This is a genomic window from Methanosarcina acetivorans C2A, from assembly GCF_000007345.1.
GTDB lineage: Archaea > Halobacteriota > Methanosarcinia > Methanosarcinales > Methanosarcinaceae > Methanosarcina > Methanosarcina acetivorans.
Window position 1 is genome coordinate 921146 of record NC_003552.1, and the last position, 24200, is coordinate 945345.

A 24200-nucleotide genomic window follows, 5' to 3' on the forward strand; every position below is an offset into this window, starting at 1 on the left:
ATTAAAAACCAGCAACGCAATTAAGAGAGACAAACGGAGATAATATACTGGAAATGCTCCCTGGCCGAGAGAATACTTTACTAAGCCCAAAAACCTTTTTTCAATTCAAGTAAATATCAACTCTTCCGCCAATCTATCACTTCCTCCTTGTAAACAACAGTTTTAACCTATACTTATAATTTTTATGGAATGGTTTCCCTTATTCATCACTATTGTTACTGAGGCCAAAAAAATGAAAGAAACCCTTAAAGCTTATATCGACCTCACCCGTGTTCACTTTCTTCCGGCCTGGCCCCTTATTTTCTGTTCCGGGCTGGTGCTTGCTTTTGCTAATTACGGCGGCTTTTCCTGGGCTTTAATTCTCAAAGCTGCGCTGATAGGCCTGCTGGGGTTTGAAGCCGGCTTCGTGCTCAATGACTACGTGGACAGGAACAGGGACAAGCTTGATGTGGAAAATACCATGACAAGGTACTGGAGGCTTTTTAAAGAAAGGCCCATTCCTTCAGGCAAGATCTCTTCCAAAAATGCTTTCTGGCTGTTTATCCTGCTTGTGGGGGTTACTTCAGCCCTGATTTTTACCCTACCTTACCCGAATTCCCTCTATGTCTTTGTAATTATGCTGTATTCTTATGGCATTGAGGCTTTTTATCAGGTGAAAAAAAGAGATCAGAAGTACCCGGTTGCCCAGCTTCTGGGCAGGACTGACTTCACCCTCTTTCCGGCAGCAGGTTATCTCTGCTACGGGCAGCCGGATATGACTGTGCTGCTCTATATGGTTTTCTTCTACCCCTGGACGATGGCGCACCTAGGGTTGAACGACTTTATAGACCTGGAAAATGACCGGGCAAGGGGCATGAAATCGATAGCCGTCCTTTATGGTTCAAAAGGGGCCATGTACTGGGTTACAGGCTTTACTGTTCTGCATTTCCTTGCAGCTATCTTCTTCCTCAGGGAGCTCGGGACTATTGCGCTCTATGGCTTCCTCGCAGGCTTTGTACTCCTTGCAGGGTCAAACCTTTACCTGTGGAAAGAAAAAAGTCAGGATGCCGGAATGAAGATATTACCTGTTTACCACATGACTCTGGTAATCTATTCGGTTTCGATTATTCTTGATTTCATGTATTGATCCGGAAAAGGCGGAATCGGAGCAGCTGAGGGAAGTGGTGCTTGAAACTGGTTTCTTTATACAGTTTGCTTGAAACTGACCGCCTTTTCTCTCCCTTCCTTTTTGCTCACGATTTTTACTCTCCATTTCTACTCGCCATTCCCTTACTTATCCCTGCTTTTGGGCCAAAAGTTTTTAATTTCCACTTTTTGGCTTACAAAAACTATAAACATATAATTCTCTTTTATATTATCGGGGTTGAGGGAACGAAGGTTGAAGGGACGAAAGAGACTATTAAAGCCTTGATAGACCTGACCAGAGCTCATTTCTCTCTTGTCTGGATTTTGCTTTTCTACTCGGGTCTTGTCCTTGCTTTTAAAAACTATGGAGAATTTTCCCGGGAAATAACCTTCAAAGCTGTTTTGATAGGACTTTTCGGATTTGAAGGCGGGCTTGTGCTCAATGATTATGTCGACCGGAAAAGGGATCGGCTTGATGTTGAAGGTGCCCTTACAGTTTACTGGCGCCCTTTTAAGAGCCGTCCTCTCCCTTCCGGTAGGCTCTCGCCTGCTTTTGCCCTGGCATTGTTCTTGTTATTCTCCGCATTAACAGGAGTCCTGATGCTGACTTTGCCTTTCCCTAACTCTCTGTATGTGTTTATCACAATGCTTTCTTCATGCATCATTGAGTACTTTTATCAGGTGAAAAGAAAAAACCAGAGTTTTCCCGTCGCTCAGCTTGTGGGAAGAATGGACTTTACTCTTTTTCCGGTTGCAGGTTATCTCTGTTACGGAAAACCTGATACTACCCTATTGCTCTACCTGGTCTTTTTCTATCCCTGGACCCTCTCCCACCTTGCGGTCAATGATTTCATTGATACGGAAAATGACAGGGCAAGGGGAATAAAATCAATTCCCGTACTTTATGGGCTTGAAGGTACATTATTCTGGATTTTCGGCTTTACGCTCCTGCATTACCTTGCAGCCCTTCTTTTCTTAAAACAGCTTGGTGATATTGCGCTTTATGGTTTTTTGCTCGGTTTCCTGGTGCTCGGATTTGCAAACTATAAGCTTTTGAAGGAAAAGAGCCAGAGGGCAGGTTTGTTTGCCCTTTTCCTTTTCCACGTCTCACTCGTGCTCTATTCCTGTTCGATTATCTTTGACTCCTTTTCCTAACGCAAACTTTTTAGTTTTTCGGATCTCAGGCTTTCAGGTCCTTATTTTTTTCTCCTGCAGAGCCTCAGGGTATGGCAGCGCAGGCTCCCTCCTCCCGCAAGCAGGGCTTCAGGATGGAAAGGAATAATCTCAACACCTTCGCCTGCAAGGTTTTTCCTTGTGTCCCGGTCAAGTGCAATGTCATAGTGGAAGATGGTCCCGCTTTCAAGAGGGACAAAAGAACAGGCAAGGCGGCTTTGCTCGGAATCCGACACAGGTACGATCTCCATGCCTTTCTCCTGCATGTACGCTTTAAAATCGATCCTTTCGCTGGAGTTTTCCGTAAACAGGCAGGTTTCTTCAAAGGCAGGAAGGTAGGCAAGAGCCAGATCTTCCCTGATCCTGTTGAAGACGGTATCGGGGTGCATGTAGCGCCTGGCTTTCGGAATGCGGGCATAGATTACCTCTTCAAACTCGTTAAGAATATTCGAAATAAATTCCCGGATAAAGGGATAGGTGTGCCTTTCCGTATCCGCAACAAAAATAGTATCTTTTGAAAGCAGGAGGCAGCCTTCAAAAAACCCTTCGCATCCGTCAAACTCGTTGAGTATGGGAATCCCCAGGTTGTTCAGGGCTTCCTTTACGACAATCTCTTCATTTTCCCTCGCAGGCGGACGCATTTTTGAAAGGAGCGCGCCTTTTCTGGAGATTACCGCAGTATCGTGCAGAAAAGTAAGGTTTGGCATCTTCCGGATAAGTTCACGGTTTTCGTCCACATAGTCTGAAAGCTCATAGACCCTGACCCCATTTGATTCCATCAGTTCCTGATACTGCCTGTGTTCTTCAACATATCCGGAAATATCAGGTACTTCGTCATAAAGCCAGTGTTCATAATTTGATTCGTTAACCAGGGTGAGTTCGTCTCCCGGAGTGTGTACAAGTACGCTTTTCAGCCTCCCCAGTTCATCGCAGCCGTAAGCGATACTTGATCCGGTTTTTTTCTCCTCCTTCAATTTTTCTATCTGGCAACCCATGTCCAGAACCCCCTTTTGATTTATTATCATTTTCAAATACGTTTTTTTGCCAGGATCATCACATTTGTCCTGTCTTCACTCAGGAAAGCCTTGAGAAGCTCAAACCCGCAGATGTCCAGAAAAGCGAGAATCTGCCCATATGTATATTTGTAGGTAAAACCCATGCGGATGACGTCTCCTTCCTTGAAATCTATGGTCTCTGTCCCTATCCTGATCTCAGCATCTTTCAGGATATTCAGGCTCTTCCGGGTTCTGCAAAGCGTCCCTATTCTGGAATCCACCTGTGCGAGCAAAATCTCGAAATCGAAGTCCTCGGGAGCCATTCCGTACTGAAGCAGAGGATACATATTGAAAAGCACGTTCTCTCTTGAGGCATAGGTTCCCAGGATGGATTTTCTTGCAGCCTGTGTCTCTTCCCCGGATTCCTGTGTTGGGAGAAGGTTGGCATCGAAGAAGAATAGGTCCCCCTGCTCAAGATTTTCATGGACGAGCTGGAGAATGAATTCAGGCTCGTAATTGCAGAAGGTGTTTCCCAGAATGCAGAACAGAACAGGAAGGTGCCAGTGCTTTTTCAGGAGCGGCATGTCCTCGATAAAAGCGACTATCCCTTTCTTTTCCACTGGCAGGTCTTTTACCTCTTCAAGGGCAAGGTCTACAAAATGGCTGTTTATGTCTACGGGATAATAGCGTATTGACACTTTTTCCGAGGCTGGCTTTTCAGTCCGATTTTTCTTTATAAGCTCTTCGAGAAGAATTCTTTCTTTTTCCCCACTCCCTACTCCCACGCTCACAAGGCTCATGCATGCAGGAATAAATCGGACAATCGAAGAGACATTTTCCTCAAGCATGACTTTGAGCTGACGGGCAACAGGAAACATTTTTGCCCCATCCAGTTTCAACCAGTTATTTGCCCCTCCTGAACCTGTATAGAGGAGATAATCGGGCAGTTCGTATTTCTTGAGGCTTTCGTACAGCTTCTCTTCGGGACTTTTCTCACTGATAGTTATGATCTTTTCTTCTTGTTCCGGATCCTGTTCCAATATTGCTTTTCCTCTGCTGTTCACCTTCTCACTTCCGGGGGCTATCCCGTATTAGATGTGCCCTTTACCTGAGCAATTTTCAGATTTCTTGCCTGGATCCGGTTTTTGTTATTTCATTATTCTTTGAAGCACTGCTGGCATTCCATCCTCAGGGCTTCAAGCGGCCCGGCTCCGTTATTTATCCCGACGCTGTAGGCATACCCGCGGCAGCCTATGCATTCTTTGATGTATTCGCAGTTCCCGCATCTGCCTTCAAGTACTTTGTCGATATTCCTTACATATGTGAAGAGCTTGGAGTCATAGATCTCCTTCAGGCTCATCCTGTTCACGTTATAGGGATATTCCCCATTAACCCTGAGTGCTGGATGTTCGTCCAGTTTCGTAGGCGCACAGGGCCTGACATTCCCTTCTATATTGATGTACAGGCTGTAAAGGTGCTGGAGGCAGCCGCTTGCGGTGATAGGGGTATAGGGCAGCCAGTTATACCCGTAATAATTCCTGTCTATCTCAAGAAGTCTCAGCTTGTATTCTTTTATCTCATCGGCTGTGAGCAGCTTATCTTCAAGTTCGTCATTTGCCCTGCCTGTCGGCGTAAGGATCTCCATATTGGGAAAAATATTGTTCTGCCGACAGAAATGCCATATCTCCGCAATCTCTTCAAGGTTCAGCTTATTGCTCACAAAAGAGATTCCCAGGCGGAGTTTTCCGGGCTCTGCGGGTTTTGAAAAGCCTGCTTTCTGGAGGTTTCCAAGTCCGGTCTTTATATCTTTGAAAGCCCCTTCCCTGCCTGCCAGATAGTCCTGGACCTCAGGCTTGAGGGAATCGAGCTTTCCCATAACAGAGGCGTTGTGTTCATACAGGAAGTCTGCAAGCTCCTCTGTCATTAAAATAGTGTTCGAAAACAGCATCGGGACGATTCCAAGGGAATCAATGTAGGCAATCAATTCTCTAAAGTTCGGGTACAGAGTTGGCTCTCCTCCCCCGATCACAACCACAGACCTGATCCCGAGTTCTTTTGCTTCGGATATTATGCGTTTAAGGACATTAAAGTCCGCTATTTTCACCGAGTCCTCCCCGCTCTGTGCATAGCAGTAGCGACAGTGGAGGTTACATGAGGTGTTCGTTTCAAGCCGTATGGCTAAAAGCCTGTTTGAATCCCTCGCTCCATAGGCTTCCTGTGCCCCGTACATGTATCCCCTCAGGATAGGTGGAGGAGAAAACAGGCTCAACGCATCGAAATTCTTAGACTCTTTCCCCAACATATTAAAAGGTATATAAATCCCCCTTTATCAAGTTGCAAGAAACTAAGTGTTATTTTCGGGATCAGATGGTTGATTTTGTTTTGATGTTTTTATTTTTTATTTCGGATTTGTTTTCGTTTTTTCCAAATGTTTTTCCCCATTTTTTATTGAAATTGCCTATTTTATTCTAAGTTATTCTGTTCTCAAGTTTCTTATAGCTTTCAATTCAATCTTATTCCGGGATGTTTGAAGAAATTCAGGTTAAAAAAGCTCTGAATAAAATAAAGGGAACTAGCAGGCTCAAATTACCCTTCCGCTGGGACCTGAACCTTTACAGGGGATGTGGACACGGCTGCAGCTATTGTTATGCAATGTATTCCCACAGCTATCTGGAAAAAGAAGAAAAACCCTCATGTTCAGGGGAAGAAGACTCGGATTTTTTCCGGAAGATCTATGTAAAAACCAACATTGCAGAAGCTCTTGAAAAGCAGCTTGGAGCCCGGTCCTGGAAAAAAGAGCTGATCAACATAGGTGGGGTTTGTGACAGCTACCAGCCCGCCGAGGCACGGTACGGCCTGATGCGGGAGGTCCTGAAACTGATGATCGAGTACAAAAATCCGGTTACCATCTCCACAAAATCGGCTCTTATCCTCAGAGACTTTGACCTGCTTGAAGAACTTGCTGAACTGACATATGTAAATGTCGCAGTCACGGTCACCACGACGGATGAAAAGCTCAGTTCCCTGCTGGAACCCCTGGCTTCTTCTCCGGAAAAACGTTTTTCAGTCCTGCGGGCTTTCAAAGATTCCACTGCTACTACCGGGCTACATATGATGCCGATTCTCCCTTTTCTTACGGACAGCCCTGAAAATCTCGAGCAAGTTTTTTCCCGTGCAGCCGAATGTGAAGTCGATTATGCTCTTCCGGGCCTGCTTAATCTCAGGGGAGAAACCAGAAAGCATTTTTTCAATTTCCTTTCCCGCAATTTCCCCGAATTTTCTGCCCCTTACCGCAAATTGTATGCAAAAGGAGGCGTAGATAGCAGCTATAAGGCTGAACTTTACGGGGTAATCAGGACTCTCATGGAAAAATACCGGCTTTCAGCCGATTATATGAAACCTCTGGAAGCAGGGCTTTCCCGTTCCCGACAGCTTAAACTCACTGATTTTTAAGGAACTATGTTTGAGCTGTTCATAAAAGCATTTAAATGAGGAAAACAAAAATCTGAACTTTCATGTCTCAGGTTTTACCTGTCTGTTCGGACATGCACATGGAAAAACAAGTTCCGAAAGCTCTTACTTTTGGCTTCCGGTTTATGTAAATCCGAACACTTTTTCCCGTGAATATTTTTTCTTTATTTCTGGTTTTCTTCTTTATTTTTCGCAGCTACAGAAAATGTTGCCTTTCAGGATCTCTTTCCAGTCGCCGATTACGTCATGGGTCCAGCAGTCGTCGGCTCCTGCAGCTTCCCGCATGACAAGGGCAAAGATATATGAGAGTTCCTTGACTGTAGCTCCTGCTTCGAGGGCACCTTTGAAGTGCTTCAGGACGCAGGGTTTTGACCTGGCTTTTATCGAGAGGGCAAAGCAGATGAACTGATAGGTCTTTTCGTCAATCATCCTTTTTTCGGCATAGAGCTGGTCAATCTCGTCCAGCTTCTGGGTGAATTCAGGGAAAAATTCTTCCAGCATTCTCATTTCTACGGCTCCTTTTTTACCTGCACGCCTGCAGGTTCACGCTGTTAAGGCGGTACAGATATTATGCTATTTTTTTATATTTAAGGATTAGTTCAAAATCTTTTGAAACCGCTCTCTTAATCCCTAATCATAATTTTTCAAGGGATGCTTTTTCTTCCAGAGTTAAAAAAAGACAGTTTTCAGCTTTAGAAGCATGTATCAGAGCCTTAAGGTTTTCAAGGGCTTTTTCTCCGGTATTGAACTTGCAGTCCGGACGTACAGGCACTCCGGACATGTCCACAAATTCCCAGGGATGGACAAAAATCACAGGAGCTGTTATACGCCTGAGTACCGGGATAAAAATATCCTGGGGTAGTCTCAGAAAAGAGGAGGTAATTGTTGCCGGAATCCTTATTATTTTGCCTTCTATCCTTGTTTTTTGGAAAAAGGGAGGCTTGTAAGCTGCAAGGGAGGAGTCGTACCGAAAGCCCTCTTCTTCCAGAAGTTCAAGATAGCTTTCAGGGAACTGAAGGTTTGGAGCCCTGAAGGAAACCACCCGCTTTTCAAACTGCCTGAGCACGTTTCCCGCCTGCTTCAGGGCAATTTTTGCCTCTTCCTTTCCCATGCGGTCAAAACGGGTATGGGTATATCCGTGACAGCCCAGCTCATGTCCCTCTTCCGGGACCCGGCAGATAAGATCCGGATACTGCTCTGCCATCATACCTGTCACAAAGAAAGTAGCCTTTATTCCTTCTTTTTTGAAGAGTTCCAGCAGTGCTGGCATCCCCTCTTCCATTCCCCTTGTACTTGTAAGCATGGGTGGGCAGTCTTCTTCCACATCAACTGTTATGGTGATGTTTTTCATAAATGACCTCTCTATATACCCGGCAGGTCTGTTCATAGATTTTGTTCCAATCGTAATTTGAAAGCCCTTCACCAGCCTTTCGGGCAAATTCGGCTCTTAAGGCCGGCTTTTCTATCAGGTCCTGAAGACAGGATGCAAATTCCGAAAGGTTATCTGCAAGGTATCCGTTTACTCCGTGTGTGATAATGTCTGAGATCCCGCTGTGGTTCATTGCCACAACAGGGACATTTTTTGAGATCGCTTCCAGAATCGAAATTCCAAAGGCCTCATCACTGGAGGGGAGGGCAAAGATATCTGCCTGTTCCAGATATTCCAGTACCGCCTTCCGGGGCACTTCCCCTGTAAAGTAGAAGTTTTCGGACAAACCGGATTCTTCCACCTTTTTTTCCAGGTTTTTTAGAAGGGGGCCATCACCTATCATCAGGAATATCAGGTTTTCATATTTTTTAAGGAAAGAAGGGGCAAGTCCTATAAGGTTCTGGACCCCTTTCTTTTTTGTCATTCGGGCGACCGTTATGATTACAAGTTTTCCTTTCCTGTCAAAAGGAAGAGGGGCTATGGGGTTACTTTCCTCATATTCCATACCGTTGAAGATCCTGTAAACGGGTTTTTTTGTCATCAGTTTCGTATCCTTTTCAACTGCTGAACTGACAGCAATTACAGCATCGGCATTTCCTACAAGTAGTTTTCCTGCAAGATACAGATAAAGGCGAAGCGGCGTATGTCCTACGAGAGAATGGTTGGTAACCACCGAGGGGATCCCGAGTTTTCTGGCTGCGATAAGAGCTATCATGCCGAGTGGGGAGTCCAGCCCGTGAGAATTAATAATGTCATAATTCCCTTCTTTTAGAAGCCGGTAGAGCTCTTTATACGCACCCGGCATCAGGAATCGCTGCTGTCCGGGAAAGGGGCTGCTTTTGATTCTGATTATTGCGACCCCGTCCCTGATATTGTATTCTGGGATGTTCGGATAGCATCTGGTAATGACATGTACTTTATGACCCCGCTGATTCAGGGTTTTTGCAAGGGCGTGTATGGAATATTCGATTCCCCCTACTTTCGGAAAATACCAATCGCTGATCAGCGCGATTTTGTGTTTTTCCATGCCGTAACCCCTCCGTAATAAGACAGATACAGAAACCCTATCATGCTACTGAGCCCATAGGATATGAGACGCTCAATAAACACAAAACTACCAGCAGATGCGAGGGGTAGCCCGAAATACAGGAGCAGATAGACAAGTCCTCCTTCGACAATTCCAAGCCCGCCAGGTGTGATAGGGAGGCATCCGAGTACGAAGTAAAGGATCGAAACCGCTGCTATAATATGCAGGGGGATGGGAAGTTTCAGGGCTGAAGCGATCATTTCCAGGCGCACAATATCAAGAACCCAGACCCCGCATGAGAGCAGGAGCACAGGAACAAAAGATTTGCGTAGCTGTTTCCAATTATGATGAAGCCTGTTCAGAAAGGGCTCAAGTCTTTTTCGGAATAACCAGGTTCCTGTCCCTGCTCCAAGGAAGAATAAGGGAAGAAAAAGGGCTGTACTCCACGATAGCATACCTCTATGGAGCTGGAAGATATCCCTGGTGAAAGGGAAAAAATAAAGCGAATAGAGAAATAGCAGAGCAATCGGAATTGCTTCGACCAGCCTTTCGAAGAGGATCGTTATAAGGGCATGAGTATGGACGATTCCAAAGCGTCGATTGACCCAGATTATTCGGAGAGGTTCTCCTCCAAACCTGCTTGCCGGGGTGAAGTTATTTACGAATATTGCCCCAAAGAAAATGGGAAAAAGGTCTGTTGCTTTTAGATCGTACCCGATGGAAGAGAGCACCTTTTGCCAGCGAATAGCAAAGAAATATACACTCAAAAGGTAGACTGAAAATGCCAGGACAAAATAACGGATCTGGATTTGCCGGAGCATCTTCCAGCTTTCCTCCAGAAGAAGTGTTAGTTCTGTCCAGCGAACGTATACAAGAATTGATGCTGTCATAAGCAGTAAGATAACTGCAACGCTTCGTCTTAAGACTCCCCGTTTCAACAGTACACCCTCATAACAGGTTTTAAGCGGGAGTTTCCTTTAGGGTGGTTTTCATCCTTTAACATTCAATTTTCGTTTCTTGACCTGTGGATTATTTTATAGTCAAATTCGGTTTTTGATATTTTCTGCCCACATGCCCGAAAATTAACTCTTATCCTTCATTTATCATGAATAAAATTCGATATCCAATTGCTGAAGATACCCCTTTCTGGAAACTATTTGATTCAAGTGTTTTGATTCATTCGAAAAGAGATATCCCAACCTAGAGCCTCGCCTTCCCCCCTTCTAATAAAAATGCGAATTTTCCTTTTTTATTTTAAACCCTATGTCCCATCTCTTTCCCCTCATTCAAGTTTGAATTCTTTTTATTTAAGGTCTGTGATCATCTTTTTTTAAAATCAGGCTTCTTCCACCTTATTTTTTAGTTGATTCCCTACCTTCAGGTAACTTTTTTCTGCGGAATTTTCCCTTTTTTCTTCCAATAATCTAATCTTCTGGACGAGGAAAAGACTTGTTATAACTAAAATATGGCAACACAGATGAAGATATCTCAAGCTTGAATTTAGATATAACATCTATTTTCCATAATAGGAAGGGGTAATAGGAAGGAAGCATGCCGGATTGATGAGGGAAAACTGCACGTGTGATCTCCGTTATGCCTTCCGTTTCAGTGCCAATTACATCAATTTGGCTTATCCTTATCACGAGATATGAACTTCTTATTTGGCATGAAAGTACTTTCAATTACTTTCATTATTTGTGCCTGTTATTCGAAGAACATCATGTGTGTTTTCTAGGAAAGCATTTCAGGGCGGCTATCGGGCAAAGGTCTACCTTTCAACCGGACATGTAGAAAAAAATATACGAAGGAAAATAAAATACAGGTTGCAGATGAAAGTTCTCCCTGATTTCTTTGGGTGAAAAGTCTCTTCTGGTGAAAAAATGGTCTTCCGGGCAATGGAATCGATTGTGGGAGCAAACCATCGGTCTCTTCTCAATAAGTGAGCACATGCGCCGCATTTTTTAAAATGGAGGGAGATCTTTGGATGCTAAGGCTTTTCGATGACTGACTTCCACAACCTTTAATTTTATCTTCGGGGCAGATTAAATCTGGTTTATAGTGTTTCGTTGGGTTGGTGATAAATGTTTTTCAAAATTTACCTGTTTTTTGTGACCTGTTTTTTTGAGCGCTGGCGCGCACATATCCCGTTGCTCTCAGCGGGGGGGGCGCCAGCCCAACTTTGATTTTGCACACAAACTTCATTCTGTTTTTTCGTTTTACTCGATTACGAGGCACTTTTTTGTTTCGATATTAAGAGACCGTTTTTTAGTTTCTGTGTTGTGAGGCTCTTTTTTTCTGTATTCAGGTTATTTTTTATGCTGTGAGGCTCTTTTTTAGTTTATCTCTTTCGAGGTTCCTTTTTGATTTTTGAGTTACGAGACTGTTTTTTACTTTTCAAAATTTACCCATTCTTTGTGACCTGTTTTTTGAGTGGTGGCGCGCACATATCCCGTTGCTTGCAGTGGGGTGCACCAGCCCAACTTTGATTTTGCACACAAATTTCATTCTGTTTTTTCGTTTTACTCTTTTACGAGGCACTTTTTTGTTTCGATATTAAAAGGCTGTTTTTTAATTTCTGTGTTGTGTGGCTCTTTTTTAGTTTGTCTCTTTCGAGGTTCCTTTTTGATTTCTGAGTTACGAAACTGTTTTTTACTTTACTATAATTGTGGCTTTTGCTTCTGGCATGGCTTCCAGGCTGAAGGTGTAAGTCCCTGCTTCTTCAAATGTGTACGAAAAGGCTTTTCCGTAGTACAGGGTTGTATCTTCCCACAGTCCGTCGTCACTTACAAGCACTGAGGCTCCCTTTGGCCTTTTGAGGTTAACCCAGGTAACTGTATCCCCTTTTTCTATTTCTATGGTTTCAGGAGAAAAGGTTGTTGAGTAGATTAACATTTTTTCTTCATTCCGGACATTTTTTTCATCGCTTTTTCCTGAATTCGAAGCTGAGGATGCTTCTGTCGTAACCTGGGGATTTTCTACAGTGGCGGTTTCACCGGCAGTTTCCGAGTCCTCTTCCTGCATCTCAGAAGCGGATACTTTTACTGTTCCTTTTATTTCCGGGTTATCTTTGAGGGCAAAGACATAGGTGCCTGGTTCTTCAAAAGTATATGAAAAGGCTTTCCCGTAGTAAAGAGTAGTTTCCTCCCACAACCCTTCTTCACTTACCAGCACCATTGGGGTTTTTGGTTTCTTGAAGTTGAACCAGGTTACCTCCTCTCCGGCGTTTATTTCGATTGTCTCGGGTGCAAATGTGCCGTAAATAACCACTTTGTTAGCAGAGGTATCAGCACTTCTTACAACCAGTTTTGTCTCTTTTGCCGCTGCCATACCCGTTGACATTAAAAGGATTGTCACTATCAGCAGGGCAAAAATTATGGTTTTATTGTGTTTTTTCGTCTTAAAACCTCCATTTTCACAGCTTTTTAACCAACTCCTTTCTGGGAATACCATCTTACACTTCGACTTATTTTCATATAGCCAAAACGGTGTTGTTTTTTCTCTTTATTGCAGGAATGGTTCGGGCTGTTTTGCCTGGCAAATGCCCCTGGAAAAAGCAAAAAGCACTGTCCATTTTGAGTTGCCTTAAATATGGTTGAAATACCATGATCTTCTGATGTTTCACCTGTTCTTTGGTGTTTCACTGTTCTTTGATGTCTCATTTGATCTGTGACGTTTCACTTTACCCATCTATTTTTTAGAGAAAAGGAAAAGGGAACTTTTCATGAGGAAAGGGAATAGAGGGTTTCCTGATCTCTTTTCCAGAAGAGAAGACTTTTTCAGTGACTTTATATAATCCCTTCAAGTATTATTGGAATGAGATGAAATCGAAAGCACACATCCGGGTAGAAACCAGACCATCGCTTCTGGATACGATTTTTCTGTCTGAAAAAAGAAAGAACCTTCTCTTGCTCCTGAAAGAAGAGGGGCCTAAAAGCGGTGAGGAAATTAAGGACGTGTTTGATTTCCCCTGGAAATCGATTACCCCACAGATAAGAAAATTAATCGACTGGGGTCTGGTGCTTGAGGAAGGGGAGCTGTACGTTCTCTCCGATATGGGTTCGGTGATTGCCGAGAAGGTTCAGGTTCTCCTGAATACGCTTTCCATATACGAAGAAAACCTGAATTTCTGGTATGATCACGACCTGAGTTCTATTCCTCTCCATCTGCTTGCAAGGGTTGGAGAGCTGGGACACGTTAATATTCTTGAGAGAGACCTTTCAAATATTTTCCTTATTCCGGAAGAGATCACAAAAAATCTGGTGGACTCGAAGCGTATTATGTCTTTTGTTTCGGTATTCCACCCCTCTTCTCCTTTTCTTTATTTTGAATATCTTGAAAAGGGCATTGAAGCTACGGCAATTGTTACGAAACCTATTCTTGAAATTCTTCAGACAGAATGTACTTTCGATATTCCATTTCTAAAAACGAACAATTCAATCCTTAACAGAGCCCTGATCGAATACAAACAGGAAATAAAGCATATTCTGAACAGTAAGGCTTCCAATTTCCTGGTCTACGAAGGTGACTTAAAACCGATGTCAATGATTGTTACTGATAGGATTTTTTTGTTATCTCTTCTGGACAGAAAAGGAAGATTAACAACCAAATTTCTTATCAGCTCCGAGCCTGCGGCTCTAAAATGGGGAGAAGAACTTTTCATGTATTATAAGGAGATGTCAAAGCCCGTTACTGAATCTCTTTCTTCCCTGTAAAGTTGTTCCGGATATGGCTGCAGTTTCGGATATGGGTATATATGGGCAGTGCAGCTTCAGGCTTCAAAAAAGATTACCCTCTCGTGAAAGGATTTTTTAAAAAAGGTAATATTATTTGCTGTAGGGTTTTATTCGCTGTAGGTTTTACCTCAGAGCTTGCAGAAATGCATTGATGGTGAGGCTTCTTTCATCAAAAACGTCCTACTCGAAGAGAGTATTATGGCTTTTCGACAGCTCCTGAAGAAAACCACAGCATATCTACCACATTTTAATGTTCACCCAATCGAAACGACGATAGAAAAGTATTATCTATCTGCCGCGTTTATATAATTCATAATCCTATATAACCAAAACGATGAAGTTTTTTACTTTTAGATTGGAATATTCTAATGGCGTTGGAAATGACAACTCCGATTGGAACGCACTCCCTTTGTTGTGAGTGTCGAGAAGTATGAGCCTCATCCCGAATTCCTTGAAGAATCCCCTGTGAACTTATAATTTCTGGTATAACATATTAAGTGAGACAAACCCATGAACACGGTTTCTGGTACCAGTTCTTCGTTGCTTGATGCAATTTTCCTTTCTGAAAAAAGAAAGAACCTTCTTCTGCTGTTAAAAGAAGAGGGCCCAAAAAGCAGTGAAGAAATCAAAAATGCCTTTGATTTTCCCTGGAAGTCAATGATCCCTCAGATCAAAAAGTTAGTTGATCTGGGGCTGGTCATACATACGGATGGGGTGTATTCCCTCTCTGAAATGGGAGTAGTGATAGCTACAAACGTACAGTTTTTGCTGAACACCCTGAAGATATATGACGACAACAAAGCTTTCTGGTCCGAACACGATTTGAGTCCGATTCCTTTTCATCTTCTTATCAGAATCGGGGAGTTGGGGCAGTGTAAGGTCCTGAAACCCGATCTCTCTCATATGTTTAAAGTCCAGGAAGATATTGTAAAATGTATGCTGGATTCTTCCCGCATTATGGTATTTGCTTCGGCAATTCATCCAGCTTACCATTTACTCTGTCTGGAATTTCTCGAAAAAGGGATTGATGTTACAATTATCCTTACGGAGTCGGTTTTCGAGAGTATCCGGGATGAGTGTCTCCCCCAGGAAACCACATCTTTCAGTGACAGCTCCGTTCTCAAGCTGGAAATACCGGAATATAAAAAGGAAGTTCAGTTCTTTTTGACCTGCAAGAACTCACATTTTTTTGTGTCGGACGGGGAGAAAAAACCAATGATGCTGGTAGTAACCGATAAGATCTTTGCGCTTTCCCTGCTTGATAAAAATAACAGAATTGACCGCAACTATCTTGTAAGCTCTGAGCCCGGAGCCCTAAAATGGGGAGAAGAACTTTTTGCATATTACAAACAGAATTCCAGGCAGGTCCTTTCTCTTTGAGTTCTTTCACGCGCTGAATTTTTACTTTCTTTTTTACTTTTATCTGATTTTTTTCTTACTCTCTTTTTTAACTCTCTTATTTACCTGCCCGCCGAGTGTTATCTTGTTCCCCTGCCTTTAAAAAAGTGTAGCAGAAAGTCCCTCCCGGTCTTGCAGTTTGATGGAGTTCTTCTATCCCCTTTTTTCCACGCTTCTTCTTCCATCATTTTCATTTCCAGAGTCTGTTGTCGAGGGCATTTCTTCCTTCAGGATAGAAGTAACAGGACCCGTGGTCCCCTTCAATTACAGTAAACGTCCCCCGGGTTTCAGAACTTTTTCCAGGCTTTTCAGGGCTTCTCCCGGATTTTCCGGAGTTCGAGCACAAAACAGACAAAAATGTGATCAAAACTGTCCTCTCAAAAGGAAGAGAAAAAATATTCGCCTGCAGGAACCTGATTTAACTGTTATCAATTAATACATCCTTATCTTCTGAAATATCCTTCTTTTCAGATGTTACCGGGAACTTCGCTAAGCACAGCCAAAATCTCTTTGCCCTTATTTTCGCATTGTTACCATGTACAGTTTTCTCGGGAGCTCGCCTTCTTCAAATTCTTCCAGCTCGAAGCTTCCGTACTCTTTTGCAAGGTTTTCAACCTTTTCTCTGCTGAAAAAATGAACTATAAAGCCGCCTGCAATTTCGTACATGTCTTCTCCTCTGTGAGTCCCTGTCCCGTAATGGGCATCTCCGGTGTGCCTGGCTGTATAGATATTTATCCCTCCGGGCTTAAGCACCCTTTTTATCTCCTTGCAGAGGAATTCGAGTTCGTCTGTGGTAAGGGCCATGCAGTAAAGCATATGAGAATAACACGCATCAAAAGTTTCTGCTTCAAAGGGAAGAGGATTTCTTGCATCGTGCCTGAGGGCCGTAACATATTTTCCGAATCCTGATTCTTCGGCTTTTTCTTTCATCGCTTTTGTCCCGCTTTCGGTGTAGTCAAGGGAATGGACTGAAAAACCCCTGCTGGCAAAAAAACAGGTGTCTCTCCCCTGGCCGCCTCCAAGTTCCAGGATTTTCTTTTTCCCTTCTTTTTCAAAAATAGCTGCGGCTTTCCGGGCCGGATAACTTGGTTCGTCTCCGAACCTTGAGCAGGTGTTTGAAAACACTTTTTCCCAGTGGGGCTGCTGCCCGTTAAGGATCTCCTGCTCCATGCCGTTTTCTACTTTTTTACTACCTGTAGTTTCCTTCTTCATCTCATACACTTCCTTCCTATTTTCTTCCCTCTCAACCTGCACATTACTGTTTTATAATTTCGATTTAATATAACTGTCTATTTCTTCTCCGGAAAGAAAACGAATGTGGAAGTGAAATCATTCTGAATTGTGGAAGTTTTTCTGAGTTATAAAGGGTTAACCCATTCTGAATCCGAAAAGCCAGGTTATTCTGAACTGAAAACGATTAATTTTTCCGGAACAGAAAAAAGGATTAAGTTATTCCGGATTAAATTCTGGTGATGTTTTTGGAAAAAAGGTCAAATCTTTGAGTTTTTCATGGCAAGTTAAGTTCTAATTATTTGAAGATAATGGAGGTTTGCCCGAGAGAATTTCAGTCCCTCGAGCGATATTTTATTTGGGTTTGAAAACTGGGTTTTGTTCTTTTGAGCACTTTTTTGAGGGTAAGAACTTTCACCCTAAAAATTTCAGTCTTCTTCATCTATGGCGCTGACATATCTGGGAAACAAGAGCATGTAATTTTCCTCGTAAGATTTCCCATCTTTGCTTATATTGAGGTCCCACATGACCTCGGGTTTTCTAGCTATCGCTTTAGCTTGAATCATCTTATTCCTCCCTGTTTAACCTCTCGGTTTTAAGAATTGCCTTTTCTTATCCTGCTGGATCTCTCCCGGGGTTGCACGGTTCCCGGGATAAGCGCCAGTTGATCTCAGTTCTGTTCGCTCTGCAGAATAGAGGATTGATTTCTATCCACTTTAATTAAAACTCGAAAACTACGTAAGGGTACGGATTTGGGTAACAGGTCTTAGTTCGGAAGATAATGATTTAAGGCCATCTGTTTTTATTTTTATACTCAGGCTTACGGATTATGTCAGGGCGGAGAATATATCAGCTTTATATCCATCCTTTTTCTGAGTCGGAAACGACTAAATTTTCTTGTTTTCGGGATCGTCTCTGCCTTAAAGTAACTTTGTCTTCTCCCGTTAATGTGTCTTTATTTCTTCTTTTTCAAATGCCTTTTTTCTTATTTGTTCATATAATGACACAAATTCTTGGTTTCCTGTATTTCATCTATGAAGCGATTTTTTTGAAAAATTAATATTTTTTTGCTGATATGTGCCAATCCGTAAACTTAGGAGTAAAAATATTATTTAAAAATCAAACATCGAGCTTCAAAGTAAAAAGCTAAATTTCCCGAAAAGCAGCTTTTTTAGAGAAAAATCAGTTCCATTTTCAGTTATTCCCGTAAGCTTTCAGCCATATCCTTGCTTCGGGTAACAAATATCCAATTTTTTGTGATCTCACAGGGATCTCAAAGTAGTCGGTATAAATGAAAGAGCGCTTTTTTATGTTATTTTCCAAATAAAAGGTATAACAACGTGCATAATAAATTATTTTTTAAAGATAAATACCTATTTATAAAGCTATTATCAAGTTTAATATCAGAACTGAATCAAAATGAGGGGAAGTCAAATGTCCGGATCGAATTCCAGCAATCACCTGCATGAAAGGGAGGGCACTTCTGAGGAGTCCCGAGAGCAAAGCCATAAGCACAGCGGGCTTTTCAATCCCCGGCTTTTCCTCCATTCCCTCTCACACAAATTCTCTCATACCCCTTTTCACAAGCATTCACATGTTCATCCCCACGAACACTCCCATGGGCACAGCCATACGCATGGAAGGGTAGACCCTTCCATAATTGCCACCCAGAAAGGGCTCTGGGCTGTCAAGTGGTCCTTTATAGGGCTGATGGTAACAGCAGTTCTGCAGATTTTCATCGTTATTATGTCGGGCAGTGTTGCTCTCCTTGCGGATACCATTCACAATTTCGGAGATGCGTCAACGGCGATTCCCCTTGCGATCGCCTTTACTCTTGCGAGAAGAAAACCGAGCAAACGCTTCTCCTACGGGTACGGCAGGGTAGAAGACCTTGCAGGGGTAATCATTGTTTTCCTGATCCTCTTCAGTGCAGCTGTTGCAGGTTACGAATCCGTGACTCGCTTCTTGAACCCCCGGCCTGTGGAGCATTTGCAGGCTGTAGCTCTTGCTGCAATCATAGGTTGCATCGGAAACGAGGTAGTGGCGCAGTTTCGTATGAAGGTCGGAAAGGAAATCGGGAGTGCAGCCCTTATCGCTGACGGGTACCATGCACGGATGGACGGTTTTACCAGCCTTGCGGTCCTTGTAGGGGCAGTAGGGGTCTGGCTTGGGTATCCGATTCTTGACCCTCTTATTGGCATGTTAATAACAATTGCCATCCTCAAAATAGTCCTTGACTCGAGCAAACTGGTGTTCACCCGCCTTCTTGACGGCGTTGAGCCCGAAGTCCTTGATCAGGTAAAAGCCATTGCCGAAGGTGTCGAGGGGGTCTGTGAAGTCACAGATCTCAGGGTACGCTGGATCGGACACAGGCTCCATGCGGAGATCAATGCTTCCGTTGACCCTTCCCTTTCGGTTGAGGAGGGGCATGAAATCGCCAATGCCGTAAGGGAAAAGCTTCTGGAGAACTTTTCCTACCTTTCCGGAACCACTATCCATGTCGATCCCGTTACAGCCTCAGGGGAGTGCTGCCACTGTGGGTCCGAAAGTCCGGACAAGAGGCTTGGAAGGCAGAAGCGCGTTTTAAACGTTTATCCCGGTTGAAACCCGGCGGATTTGTTCTTACTTCTTTTTTCCTCTACTTTTCTTCTCCTGCTTTTCACTTTTCTTCTCTCCACTTTCCGACTTTTTTCCCGGATGATTTTACCTGAGGGTCATTCCTTCAAGGGTGACGGTATATGCTTCCATTTTTTCGTCATATCTTATGGAGTAGTCGGTAGGGTAATAAGCTTCTGTCGGATAATTTTCCGGCAGCTTAAGAGGTTTTGTGAGTTCAGGTTTTGTTTTAAGGAAGTCTATTGTGACCATCGGTTCGATAAATACCATCTCTCCATCATAAAAGCCGTAGATTAAGGTCTCTTCGAAAGGTTGTCCATTGAATTCGGGAGAAGTCGGATCAATCCAGTGGGCTCCCATTCTGGGGACTCCTCCGGGAATCGGGACATATCCTTTCGGAATAAACTCAGGATCAGGCTCTTTTGACAGGTTTGCCATATCCTCTTCAGTCGCCGTAATTTTGTCCCTCTCTTCAGGACTTCTCATATAGAAGTGGACATCAAAGTGCGGATGGTCATAGATTCCCTGAGGTTCATGCCCTTCAGGGTTCCAGTCAAGCCCTATGTGGTTGAAGGCAGTAGCTGAAGCTTCCTCAGGCAGGGGAAGAGTGTATTCCGCAACTTCTTCCGGCAGTCCTGAGATCGCTAATTCCGTGAAATTGACCCCTATTGCAGAAGGGTTCCCTTCGGCATCAAGGGTAACCCAGGAATAAACTATTCCGTCTCCAAGGGCTATACTTTCCGATGTAAACGTTTCCGTAAGGGGCTGGTTTTCTGCCTGAGTTGCAGCCCGTGTCTGAGATTCTTCTTCGACGCAACCTGAAAAACAAGCACTATTAAAGTGAGCACGCATAAACAGCTTACAATTTGGCTTTTTTTCATATTACCCCCCATGCAGAGTTTATTCAGGCTGTAAACACCACGTCTACCTTTTCCACGTCCCACAAAGCTCCCAGTTTTTCTATTATGTCCTCTTTTATTGCCGGGGCAAACTGATGGTCCTCAGGCAGGTCAACAACTACTCTGACAACTCCGGCTTCAACACTGATCTTAAGAATCAGATTCGTGCGGATAATGTCAAGTCCCGTCAGTGGGTTCATAACATGCTTGAGCCTCCGCCGGACGACATCTTCGGTCGTAGGCTCTTTTTCTGTAACAAGCCCGTGCTTTTCCTCATAGTCCCGGATTGCGGCACGCAGGCCCTCAACCGCAAGCACTGAGCAGTGGGCTTTAATCGGGGGTAGCCCTCCCAGTTCTTCTGAAGCCTGTTTCCAGGTTATTTTCTTAGCTTCATCCAGAGTTTTTCCCTTTGCAAGATCCGTGATTACGGACCCTGTAGCAATATTTGAAGCGCACCCGTAAGATTCGAATTTAACGTCTTCAATAACCTTTGTTTCGGGCTCGACTTTTATGTATACGGCAACCATATCCCCGCATGCCGGACTTCCTTCCAGCCCTTTTCCGTCGGCGTTCTCTATCTTCCCCACATTATGCGGGTTTCTGAAATGCTCCAGCACTTTTTCGCTATAAGGAAACTTTATACCCTCACTTTTTTTTTCGATTTTCATTTTCCTGCTCTCCCTTTTCTTTTCCCGCCCTTTCGACGTGTTCTCTTTCTTTCAGCTCATTTTTTTGCAAGCGGGCTTATTTCCCTGAGCCTTGCCACAATTTCACTCATCGCATCAATAGCCGCATCAGCATCTTCCATTCGGTTGTAGCGCCCGAAAGTAAAACGTACCGAACCGTGGGCTCTCTCATGGTCTCCCCCTATCCCCCTTATCACATGACTGGCTTCCAGGGAGCGGGAGAAACAGGCTGAACCCGTACTTACCGCAAACCCTCTCATATCCATATGCAGGGTTACGGATTCACCTTCCACATAGTGGAAAGTCAGATTTGCGTTCTGAGGCAGACGTTTTTCCCGGCTTCCGTTGAGGGTAACCTCCGGAATTTCGGAAAGAGCTCTTTCAATTACCCTGTCTCTCATAGCTGCAAGCTGCCGGTTTTCTTCTTCAGTTACAAGTTTCACCGCCGTTGCAAACCCTACGGCTCCGGGAATATTCTCTACGCCTGCTCTCAGGTTAAACTCCTGAAAACCCCCGTCCATGAATTTAACAATGGGAGTATCTTTCCGGATACAGAGCGCTCCTATCCCTCTGGGCCCATGAATTGTATGGGCTGACATTGTCACAAGGTCTACGGGCAGATCCTTCACATTTAGAGGAAGCCGGGTAAAGCTGTGGGTAGCATCGGTATGCAGGAGCACATCTTTTTCTTCGCATATCTCGGAAATAGCTTTAAGGTCCTGGGCAGTCCCTATTTCCTGATTGGAATGCTGGATCGAGACAAGGATGGTTTCTTTTGTGATTGCTTTTTTGAGCTCCTCAAGGTCGGCAAACCCTTCTGCATCCACATCCAGAAAAGTCACGTCAAAGCCCTGTTTCTGGAGGGTTTTTGCAGTATTTAAGACCGGAAAATCTTCTATCTTCGAGATGATAATGTGTTTGCCTTTCTTTTCCCTAAGGGCCCAGGCTACTCCTTTAAGCGCCATGTTGCTTGATTCCGTATCTCCCGAAGTGAACACAATTTCTTCAGGAGCTGCCCCAAGCCCTGAAGCTATACCTTCCCTGGAATTTTCCAGGCCCTCTTTTGCATCGATTCCCATAGAGTAGCCAAACTCGGATGTAGCTACTGCATAAGTATCAAAAAAGTAAGGCTTCATCGCTTCAAACACCCTTTCGTCCAGCCGAGTGCATGCAGCATTGTCAAGATAAATCATACTTTCGAATATCTTGTTCCCCTCCTCAGATAATTCAATTTCCTCAGTTTCTTCGATTTATTGTAAGACTTCCAGCCGAAATGGGCACGCCGAGGTTTGAGCCCCCAAACACAACCCGGAAGGTCCGGACTAACGTGGAAATTTTAATTCCGGATCCCCTTCCCGGATCAGATAAAGAGGGTTATGTTCGCGTCCCTGGCTTCCTGGATATACGAGCCAACGGCTCCCCATTCGTCCACCCATTCCGTTCGAAGCTCTTCTTTTGTTATACCCATTATCTCCATGGTCATTTCACAGGCTATGATCTTTCCGCCAAGTTCCTTGTAATCGCTCATCAGCCTTTCAAGTGAGGCGACATTGGCTTTGTCCATTCTTTTTTTTATCATCTGCCTTCCCATGCCCATCATGTTCATTTTGGAAAGCGGTCCCTTTTCAAGCTCTCCTTTTTTAAGCCGCATGAGCCCCCAGAAAGTGAAGTATATGGAGGCTTCCATTCCCATTGCTAGGGCTCCGTTTCCTATTATAAGCGCGCTGTATACCTTGTCCATATCCCCGCTGTGCAGGACAATAACTGCTTTTTCCCCCATTTCCCCTCCTTTTCCGGCCTTACCTCCGGATCTTTATCTCCCACTCTTTTCCTCCCTCTTTATCTTCGATATCCAGCACTTCGAGTCCCATTGCCTCACATGCCATGGGAATTTCTTTCTTTGATGCCGGATGCGTGCCCTTTACAACTACAAGGTCTCCTGGAGAGGCTTTTTTTAATGCTTTTCTGCACTCTACCAGCGGAACCGGGCAGGTCTGCCCTCTAACGTCTATTTCCAGTTCTGCCAATGTTCTTACCCCCGAAGTAAGAGAAATGGAACGTTTCTAAGGCAACTATGCCTTCTACCCCTAAATTCACTATATTCCAAAAAATATATTATCGTTTCGTATTGATAATATTATCCGGAAGCTGTCTCCTATTCTCTAGATCTTCGCCTGTTTTTTGAAAGGGTGCTTTCTTATTAAAGTTTCTTCTCATAGGTTTTTTCTGATCTTTTCTGCGACCTCTTCCAGATTGGCAGTATCGGGCTCGGTCCACACGATTGATTTAATTCCTCTTCCTCCATCCCCTTTTTTCCTTGGAATAACGTGCACGTGCACATGAGGAACCTCCTGTCCTGCAACTTCCCCGTTATTAATGCCGATGTTCGACCCTTCTGCTGAAAACGCTTTTTCAACTGCAGCCGTAACTTTTCTTGCAGCTTCAAAAAGCAGGGCAACATCTTCTGCGTTCATATCCGTAAAGTTGCTTAAATGTTTTTTGGGAGCAATGAGCGTATGCCCCTCGCTTGCCGGGTAAATGTCAAGAAATGCGTAAATGGCGTCATCCTCATATATCCTGTGCGAAGGGATTTCTCCTGTTATTATTTTGCAAAAAAGGCAGTTTTCTGTCATAAGCTGTCCCCATAAATGTTTAGGAGGGTACACTTATATCAGGGTTCTCTTTCTTGAATAAGTTTTAATTACATCTCGGCCACTTACTCTTCTTAGTTTATTCTAAATTTTTCCTCTTTACGTTTTCCAGGTATCGGATTAGAATCCTGAAGAGTAAACTTATTATTTTCGGGGCTCAAGCATAAAAATGACGGTATAAGTTCTATTTTTGAGTTCGGCAGAAAGATGAGAAACCCAAAAATACCTCTTTCTGGAAATGAAGTACGGGGAGCAACTGTATATCCAGCAGGGCACAACTATATATTAAGTCAATTATTAAATTGTAATTATATTCGTCTCAGGTCCGAATTGCTCTATCAGGGGGTATAAACATTGGGTAGAACAATAGGTGGTGCATTAATAGGTCTGGTATGTACTTTAATTTTTTATTTTATTCCGCTCGTAAACTCGGTAGCGCCTTTTCTGGGAGGCTTACTGGGTGGTTATTATGCGGATGGAGGTCCCGGAGGCGGGCTTAAGTCCGGAATCCTGATGACAATTTTCATGATAATCCCTGGCTTTCTTCTAGGGGGAATCCTTGGAGTGGTGCTGCGTAATGCACCTGTCCTTGGAGGGTTTGTAGCAGCTTCCGCCTTTATAGTCACAGTAGTCATCGTAGCTCATACTGCGATAATAGGTATTATTGGCTCTGTAATTGGAGCTCTTCTTGCTGAAAGAAAAACGGGCTAAAACCACGTTTAAGGGTTAAAAATCTGCTCCTTTGTGATGAAAGAAATAGAGACTGA

The 24200-nt window shown here is 43.8% G+C and carries 24 protein-coding genes; 7 read left to right on the forward strand and 17 right to left on the reverse strand.

Features of this window, described 5'->3' with window-relative positions; all coding sequences use genetic code 11:
* Positions 1-232: 232 nt before the first annotated feature.
* Positions 233-1126, forward strand: a complete 894-nt coding sequence (locus tag MA_RS04125; RefSeq protein WP_048064966.1) for a prenyltransferase — start codon at positions 233-235, stop codon at positions 1124-1126.
* A 188-nt stretch (positions 1127-1314) separates the two neighbouring features.
* Positions 1315-2280 (forward strand): prenyltransferase, encoded by a 966-nt coding sequence (locus MA_RS04130; RefSeq protein ID WP_226990755.1) that lies wholly within the window; start codon positions 1315-1317, stop codon positions 2278-2280.
* Positions 2281-2321: 41 nt separating this feature from the next.
* Here MA_RS04130 and MA_RS04135 read toward each other — a convergent pair whose 3' ends face one another.
* The 3 genes from MA_RS04135 to MA_RS04145 form a co-directional block, all read right to left on the reverse strand.
* Positions 2322-3293, reverse strand: coding sequence for an arginine deiminase family protein (locus MA_RS04135; protein WP_048064967.1), 972 nt, complete (start codon positions 3291-3293; stop codon positions 2322-2324).
* Positions 3294-3325: 32 nt separating this feature from the next.
* Positions 3326-4333 carry an L-histidine N(alpha)-methyltransferase gene (locus MA_RS04140; protein ID WP_226990756.1) on the reverse strand — a complete coding sequence of 336 codons (1008 nt, stop codon included), beginning with the start codon at positions 4331-4333 and terminating at the stop codon, positions 3326-3328.
* Positions 4334-4449: 116 nt separating this feature from the next.
* Complete coding sequence (locus tag MA_RS04145) at positions 4450-5595, reverse strand: radical SAM protein (protein WP_011020838.1); 1146 nt, start codon at positions 5593-5595, stop codon at positions 4450-4452.
* Positions 5596-5816: 221 nt separating this feature from the next.
* Here MA_RS04145 and MA_RS04150 point away from each other — a divergent pair, with 221 nt between their 5' ends.
* Positions 5817-6746, forward strand: coding sequence for an SPL family radical SAM protein (locus MA_RS04150; protein ID WP_011020839.1), 930 nt, complete (start codon positions 5817-5819; stop codon positions 6744-6746).
* A gap of 201 nt (positions 6747-6947) precedes the next feature.
* Here MA_RS04150 and MA_RS04155 read toward each other — a convergent pair whose 3' ends face one another.
* The 5 genes from MA_RS04155 to MA_RS04175 all read right to left on the reverse strand — a co-directional run bounded on the left by MA_RS04155 (position 6948) and on the right by MA_RS04175 (position 12574).
* Positions 6948-7271, reverse strand: coding sequence for a carboxymuconolactone decarboxylase family protein (locus tag MA_RS04155; RefSeq protein ID WP_011020840.1), 324 nt, complete (start codon positions 7269-7271; stop codon positions 6948-6950).
* Between the two features lie 127 nt (positions 7272-7398).
* Positions 7399-8115, reverse strand: coding sequence for a polysaccharide deacetylase family protein (locus MA_RS04160; protein WP_048064968.1), 717 nt, complete (start codon positions 8113-8115; stop codon positions 7399-7401).
* Positions 8090-9220, reverse strand: coding sequence for a glycosyltransferase family 4 protein (locus tag MA_RS04165; protein ID WP_011020842.1), 1131 nt, complete (start codon positions 9218-9220; stop codon positions 8090-8092). Before MA_RS04165 ends, MA_RS04160 begins: the two co-directional genes overlap by 26 nt.
* Complete coding sequence (locus MA_RS04170; protein ID WP_011020843.1) at positions 9196-10158, reverse strand: TIGR00374 family protein; 963 nt, start codon at positions 10156-10158, stop codon at positions 9196-9198. Before MA_RS04170 ends, MA_RS04165 begins: the two co-directional genes overlap by 25 nt.
* Positions 10159-11869: 1711 nt before the next feature.
* Positions 11870-12574: a cupredoxin domain-containing protein gene (locus MA_RS04175; RefSeq protein ID WP_248698078.1), complete on the reverse strand. Its 705-nt coding sequence runs from the start codon at positions 12572-12574 to the stop codon at positions 11870-11872.
* A gap of 464 nt (positions 12575-13038) precedes the next feature.
* Here MA_RS04175 and MA_RS04180 point away from each other — a divergent pair, with 464 nt between their 5' ends.
* Positions 13039-13932, forward strand: a complete 894-nt coding sequence (locus tag MA_RS04180; RefSeq protein ID WP_011020846.1) for a helix-turn-helix transcriptional regulator — start codon at positions 13039-13041, stop codon at positions 13930-13932.
* Positions 13933-14463: 531 nt separating this feature from the next.
* Positions 14464-15333 (forward strand): helix-turn-helix transcriptional regulator, encoded by an 870-nt coding sequence (locus MA_RS04185; protein ID WP_011020847.1) that lies wholly within the window; start codon positions 14464-14466, stop codon positions 15331-15333.
* 208 nt (positions 15334-15541) lie between these two features.
* Here the strand turns inward: MA_RS04185 and MA_RS26530 are convergent, their stop codons facing one another.
* The 3 genes from MA_RS26530 to MA_RS04195 form a co-directional block, all read right to left on the reverse strand.
* Positions 15542-15718, reverse strand: coding sequence for a hypothetical protein (locus tag MA_RS26530; RefSeq protein ID WP_157860100.1), 177 nt, complete (start codon positions 15716-15718; stop codon positions 15542-15544).
* A 149-nt stretch (positions 15719-15867) separates the two neighbouring features.
* Complete coding sequence (locus MA_RS04190; protein ID WP_048064970.1) at positions 15868-16563, reverse strand: class I SAM-dependent methyltransferase; 696 nt, start codon at positions 16561-16563, stop codon at positions 15868-15870.
* Positions 16564-17009: 446 nt separating this feature from the next.
* On the reverse strand, positions 17010-17147 hold the full coding sequence (locus MA_RS04195; RefSeq protein ID WP_226990757.1) for a hypothetical protein: 138 nt from the start codon (positions 17145-17147) through the stop codon (positions 17010-17012).
* Between the two features lie 868 nt (positions 17148-18015).
* Here MA_RS04195 and MA_RS04200 point away from each other — a divergent pair.
* Positions 18016-19185: a cation diffusion facilitator family transporter gene (locus MA_RS04200; protein WP_011020849.1), complete on the forward strand. Its 1170-nt coding sequence runs from the start codon at positions 18016-18018 to the stop codon at positions 19183-19185.
* A 99-nt stretch (positions 19186-19284) separates the two neighbouring features.
* On the opposite strand, the gene MA_RS04205 is transcribed toward MA_RS04200, so the two are convergent.
* From MA_RS04205 to MA_RS04230, 6 genes are all read right to left on the reverse strand, one after another.
* Positions 19285-20049, reverse strand: coding sequence for a DUF5602 domain-containing protein (locus MA_RS04205; protein ID WP_011020850.1), 765 nt, complete (start codon positions 20047-20049; stop codon positions 19285-19287).
* A 52-nt stretch (positions 20050-20101) separates the two neighbouring features.
* Complete coding sequence (locus tag MA_RS04210) at positions 20102-20764, reverse strand: iron-sulfur cluster assembly scaffold protein (RefSeq protein ID WP_011020851.1); 663 nt, start codon at positions 20762-20764, stop codon at positions 20102-20104.
* A 56-nt stretch (positions 20765-20820) separates the two neighbouring features.
* Positions 20821-21975 carry a cysteine desulfurase family protein gene (locus MA_RS04215; protein WP_011020852.1) on the reverse strand — a complete coding sequence of 385 codons (1155 nt, stop codon included), beginning with the start codon at positions 21973-21975 and terminating at the stop codon, positions 20821-20823.
* Between the two features lie 167 nt (positions 21976-22142).
* The gene (locus tag MA_RS04220; RefSeq protein WP_011020853.1) at positions 22143-22562 is read right to left on the reverse strand and encodes a DsrE/DsrF/DrsH-like family protein; all 420 of its coding nucleotides are present in this window, start codon (positions 22560-22562) and stop codon (positions 22143-22145) included.
* Positions 22563-22581: 19 nt separating this feature from the next.
* Positions 22582-22809: a sulfurtransferase TusA family protein gene (locus MA_RS04225; RefSeq protein ID WP_011020854.1), complete on the reverse strand. Its 228-nt coding sequence runs from the start codon at positions 22807-22809 to the stop codon at positions 22582-22584.
* 186 nt (positions 22810-22995) lie between these two features.
* Entirely contained in the window at positions 22996-23415 is a 420-nt protein-coding gene (locus MA_RS04230; RefSeq protein WP_048064971.1) for an HIT family protein, read from the reverse strand.
* A gap of 372 nt (positions 23416-23787) precedes the next feature.
* Between MA_RS04230 and MA_RS04235 the strand changes: the two genes are divergently transcribed.
* Positions 23788-24144 (forward strand): DUF5518 domain-containing protein, encoded by a 357-nt coding sequence (locus tag MA_RS04235; protein ID WP_011020856.1) that lies wholly within the window; start codon positions 23788-23790, stop codon positions 24142-24144.
* The last annotated feature ends 56 nt before the right edge of the window (positions 24145-24200 follow it).

What these genes read in the sequence shown, in the direction of transcription:
- MA_RS04125 (WP_048064966.1), top strand. Translation starts at nt 233, where the DNA reads ATGAAAGAAACCCTTAAAGCTTATATCGACCTCACCCGTGTTCACTTT.
- MA_RS04190 (WP_048064970.1), bottom strand. Translation starts at nt 16,563, where the DNA reads ATGAAGAAGGAAACTACAGGTAGTAAAAAAGTAGAAAACGGCATGGAG.
- MA_RS04230 (WP_048064971.1), bottom strand. Translation starts at nt 23,415, where the DNA reads ATGACAGAAAACTGCCTTTTTTGCAAAATAATAACAGGAGAAATCCCT.
- MA_RS04195 (WP_226990757.1), bottom strand. Translation starts at nt 17,147, where the DNA reads ATGATTCAAGCTAAAGCGATAGCTAGAAAACCCGAGGTCATGTGGGAC.
- MA_RS04185 (WP_011020847.1), top strand. Translation starts at nt 14,464, where the DNA reads ATGAACACGGTTTCTGGTACCAGTTCTTCGTTGCTTGATGCAATTTTC.
- MA_RS04205 (WP_011020850.1), bottom strand. Translation starts at nt 20,049, where the DNA reads ATGCGTGCTCACTTTAATAGTGCTTGTTTTTCAGGTTGCGTCGAAGAA.
- MA_RS04135 (WP_048064967.1), bottom strand. Translation starts at nt 3,293, where the DNA reads ATGGGTTGCCAGATAGAAAAATTGAAGGAGGAGAAAAAAACCGGATCA.
- MA_RS04210 (WP_011020851.1), bottom strand. Translation starts at nt 20,764, where the DNA reads ATGAAAATCGAAAAAAAAAGTGAGGGTATAAAGTTTCCTTATAGCGAA.
- MA_RS04150 (WP_011020839.1), top strand. Translation starts at nt 5,817, where the DNA reads ATGTTTGAAGAAATTCAGGTTAAAAAAGCTCTGAATAAAATAAAGGGA.
- MA_RS04220 (WP_011020853.1), bottom strand. Translation starts at nt 22,562, where the DNA reads ATGGGGGAAAAAGCAGTTATTGTCCTGCACAGCGGGGATATGGACAAG.
- MA_RS04145 (WP_011020838.1), bottom strand. Translation starts at nt 5,595, where the DNA reads ATGTTGGGGAAAGAGTCTAAGAATTTCGATGCGTTGAGCCTGTTTTCT.
- MA_RS04215 (WP_011020852.1), bottom strand. Translation starts at nt 21,975, where the DNA reads ATGATTTATCTTGACAATGCTGCATGCACTCGGCTGGACGAAAGGGTG.
- MA_RS04160 (WP_048064968.1), bottom strand. Translation starts at nt 8,115, where the DNA reads ATGAAAAACATCACCATAACAGTTGATGTGGAAGAAGACTGCCCACCC.
- MA_RS04155 (WP_011020840.1), bottom strand. Translation starts at nt 7,271, where the DNA reads ATGAGAATGCTGGAAGAATTTTTCCCTGAATTCACCCAGAAGCTGGAC.
- MA_RS04165 (WP_011020842.1), bottom strand. Translation starts at nt 9,220, where the DNA reads ATGGAAAAACACAAAATCGCGCTGATCAGCGATTGGTATTTTCCGAAA.
- MA_RS04180 (WP_011020846.1), top strand. Translation starts at nt 13,039, where the DNA reads ATGAAATCGAAAGCACACATCCGGGTAGAAACCAGACCATCGCTTCTG.
- MA_RS04200 (WP_011020849.1), top strand. Translation starts at nt 18,016, where the DNA reads ATGTCCGGATCGAATTCCAGCAATCACCTGCATGAAAGGGAGGGCACT.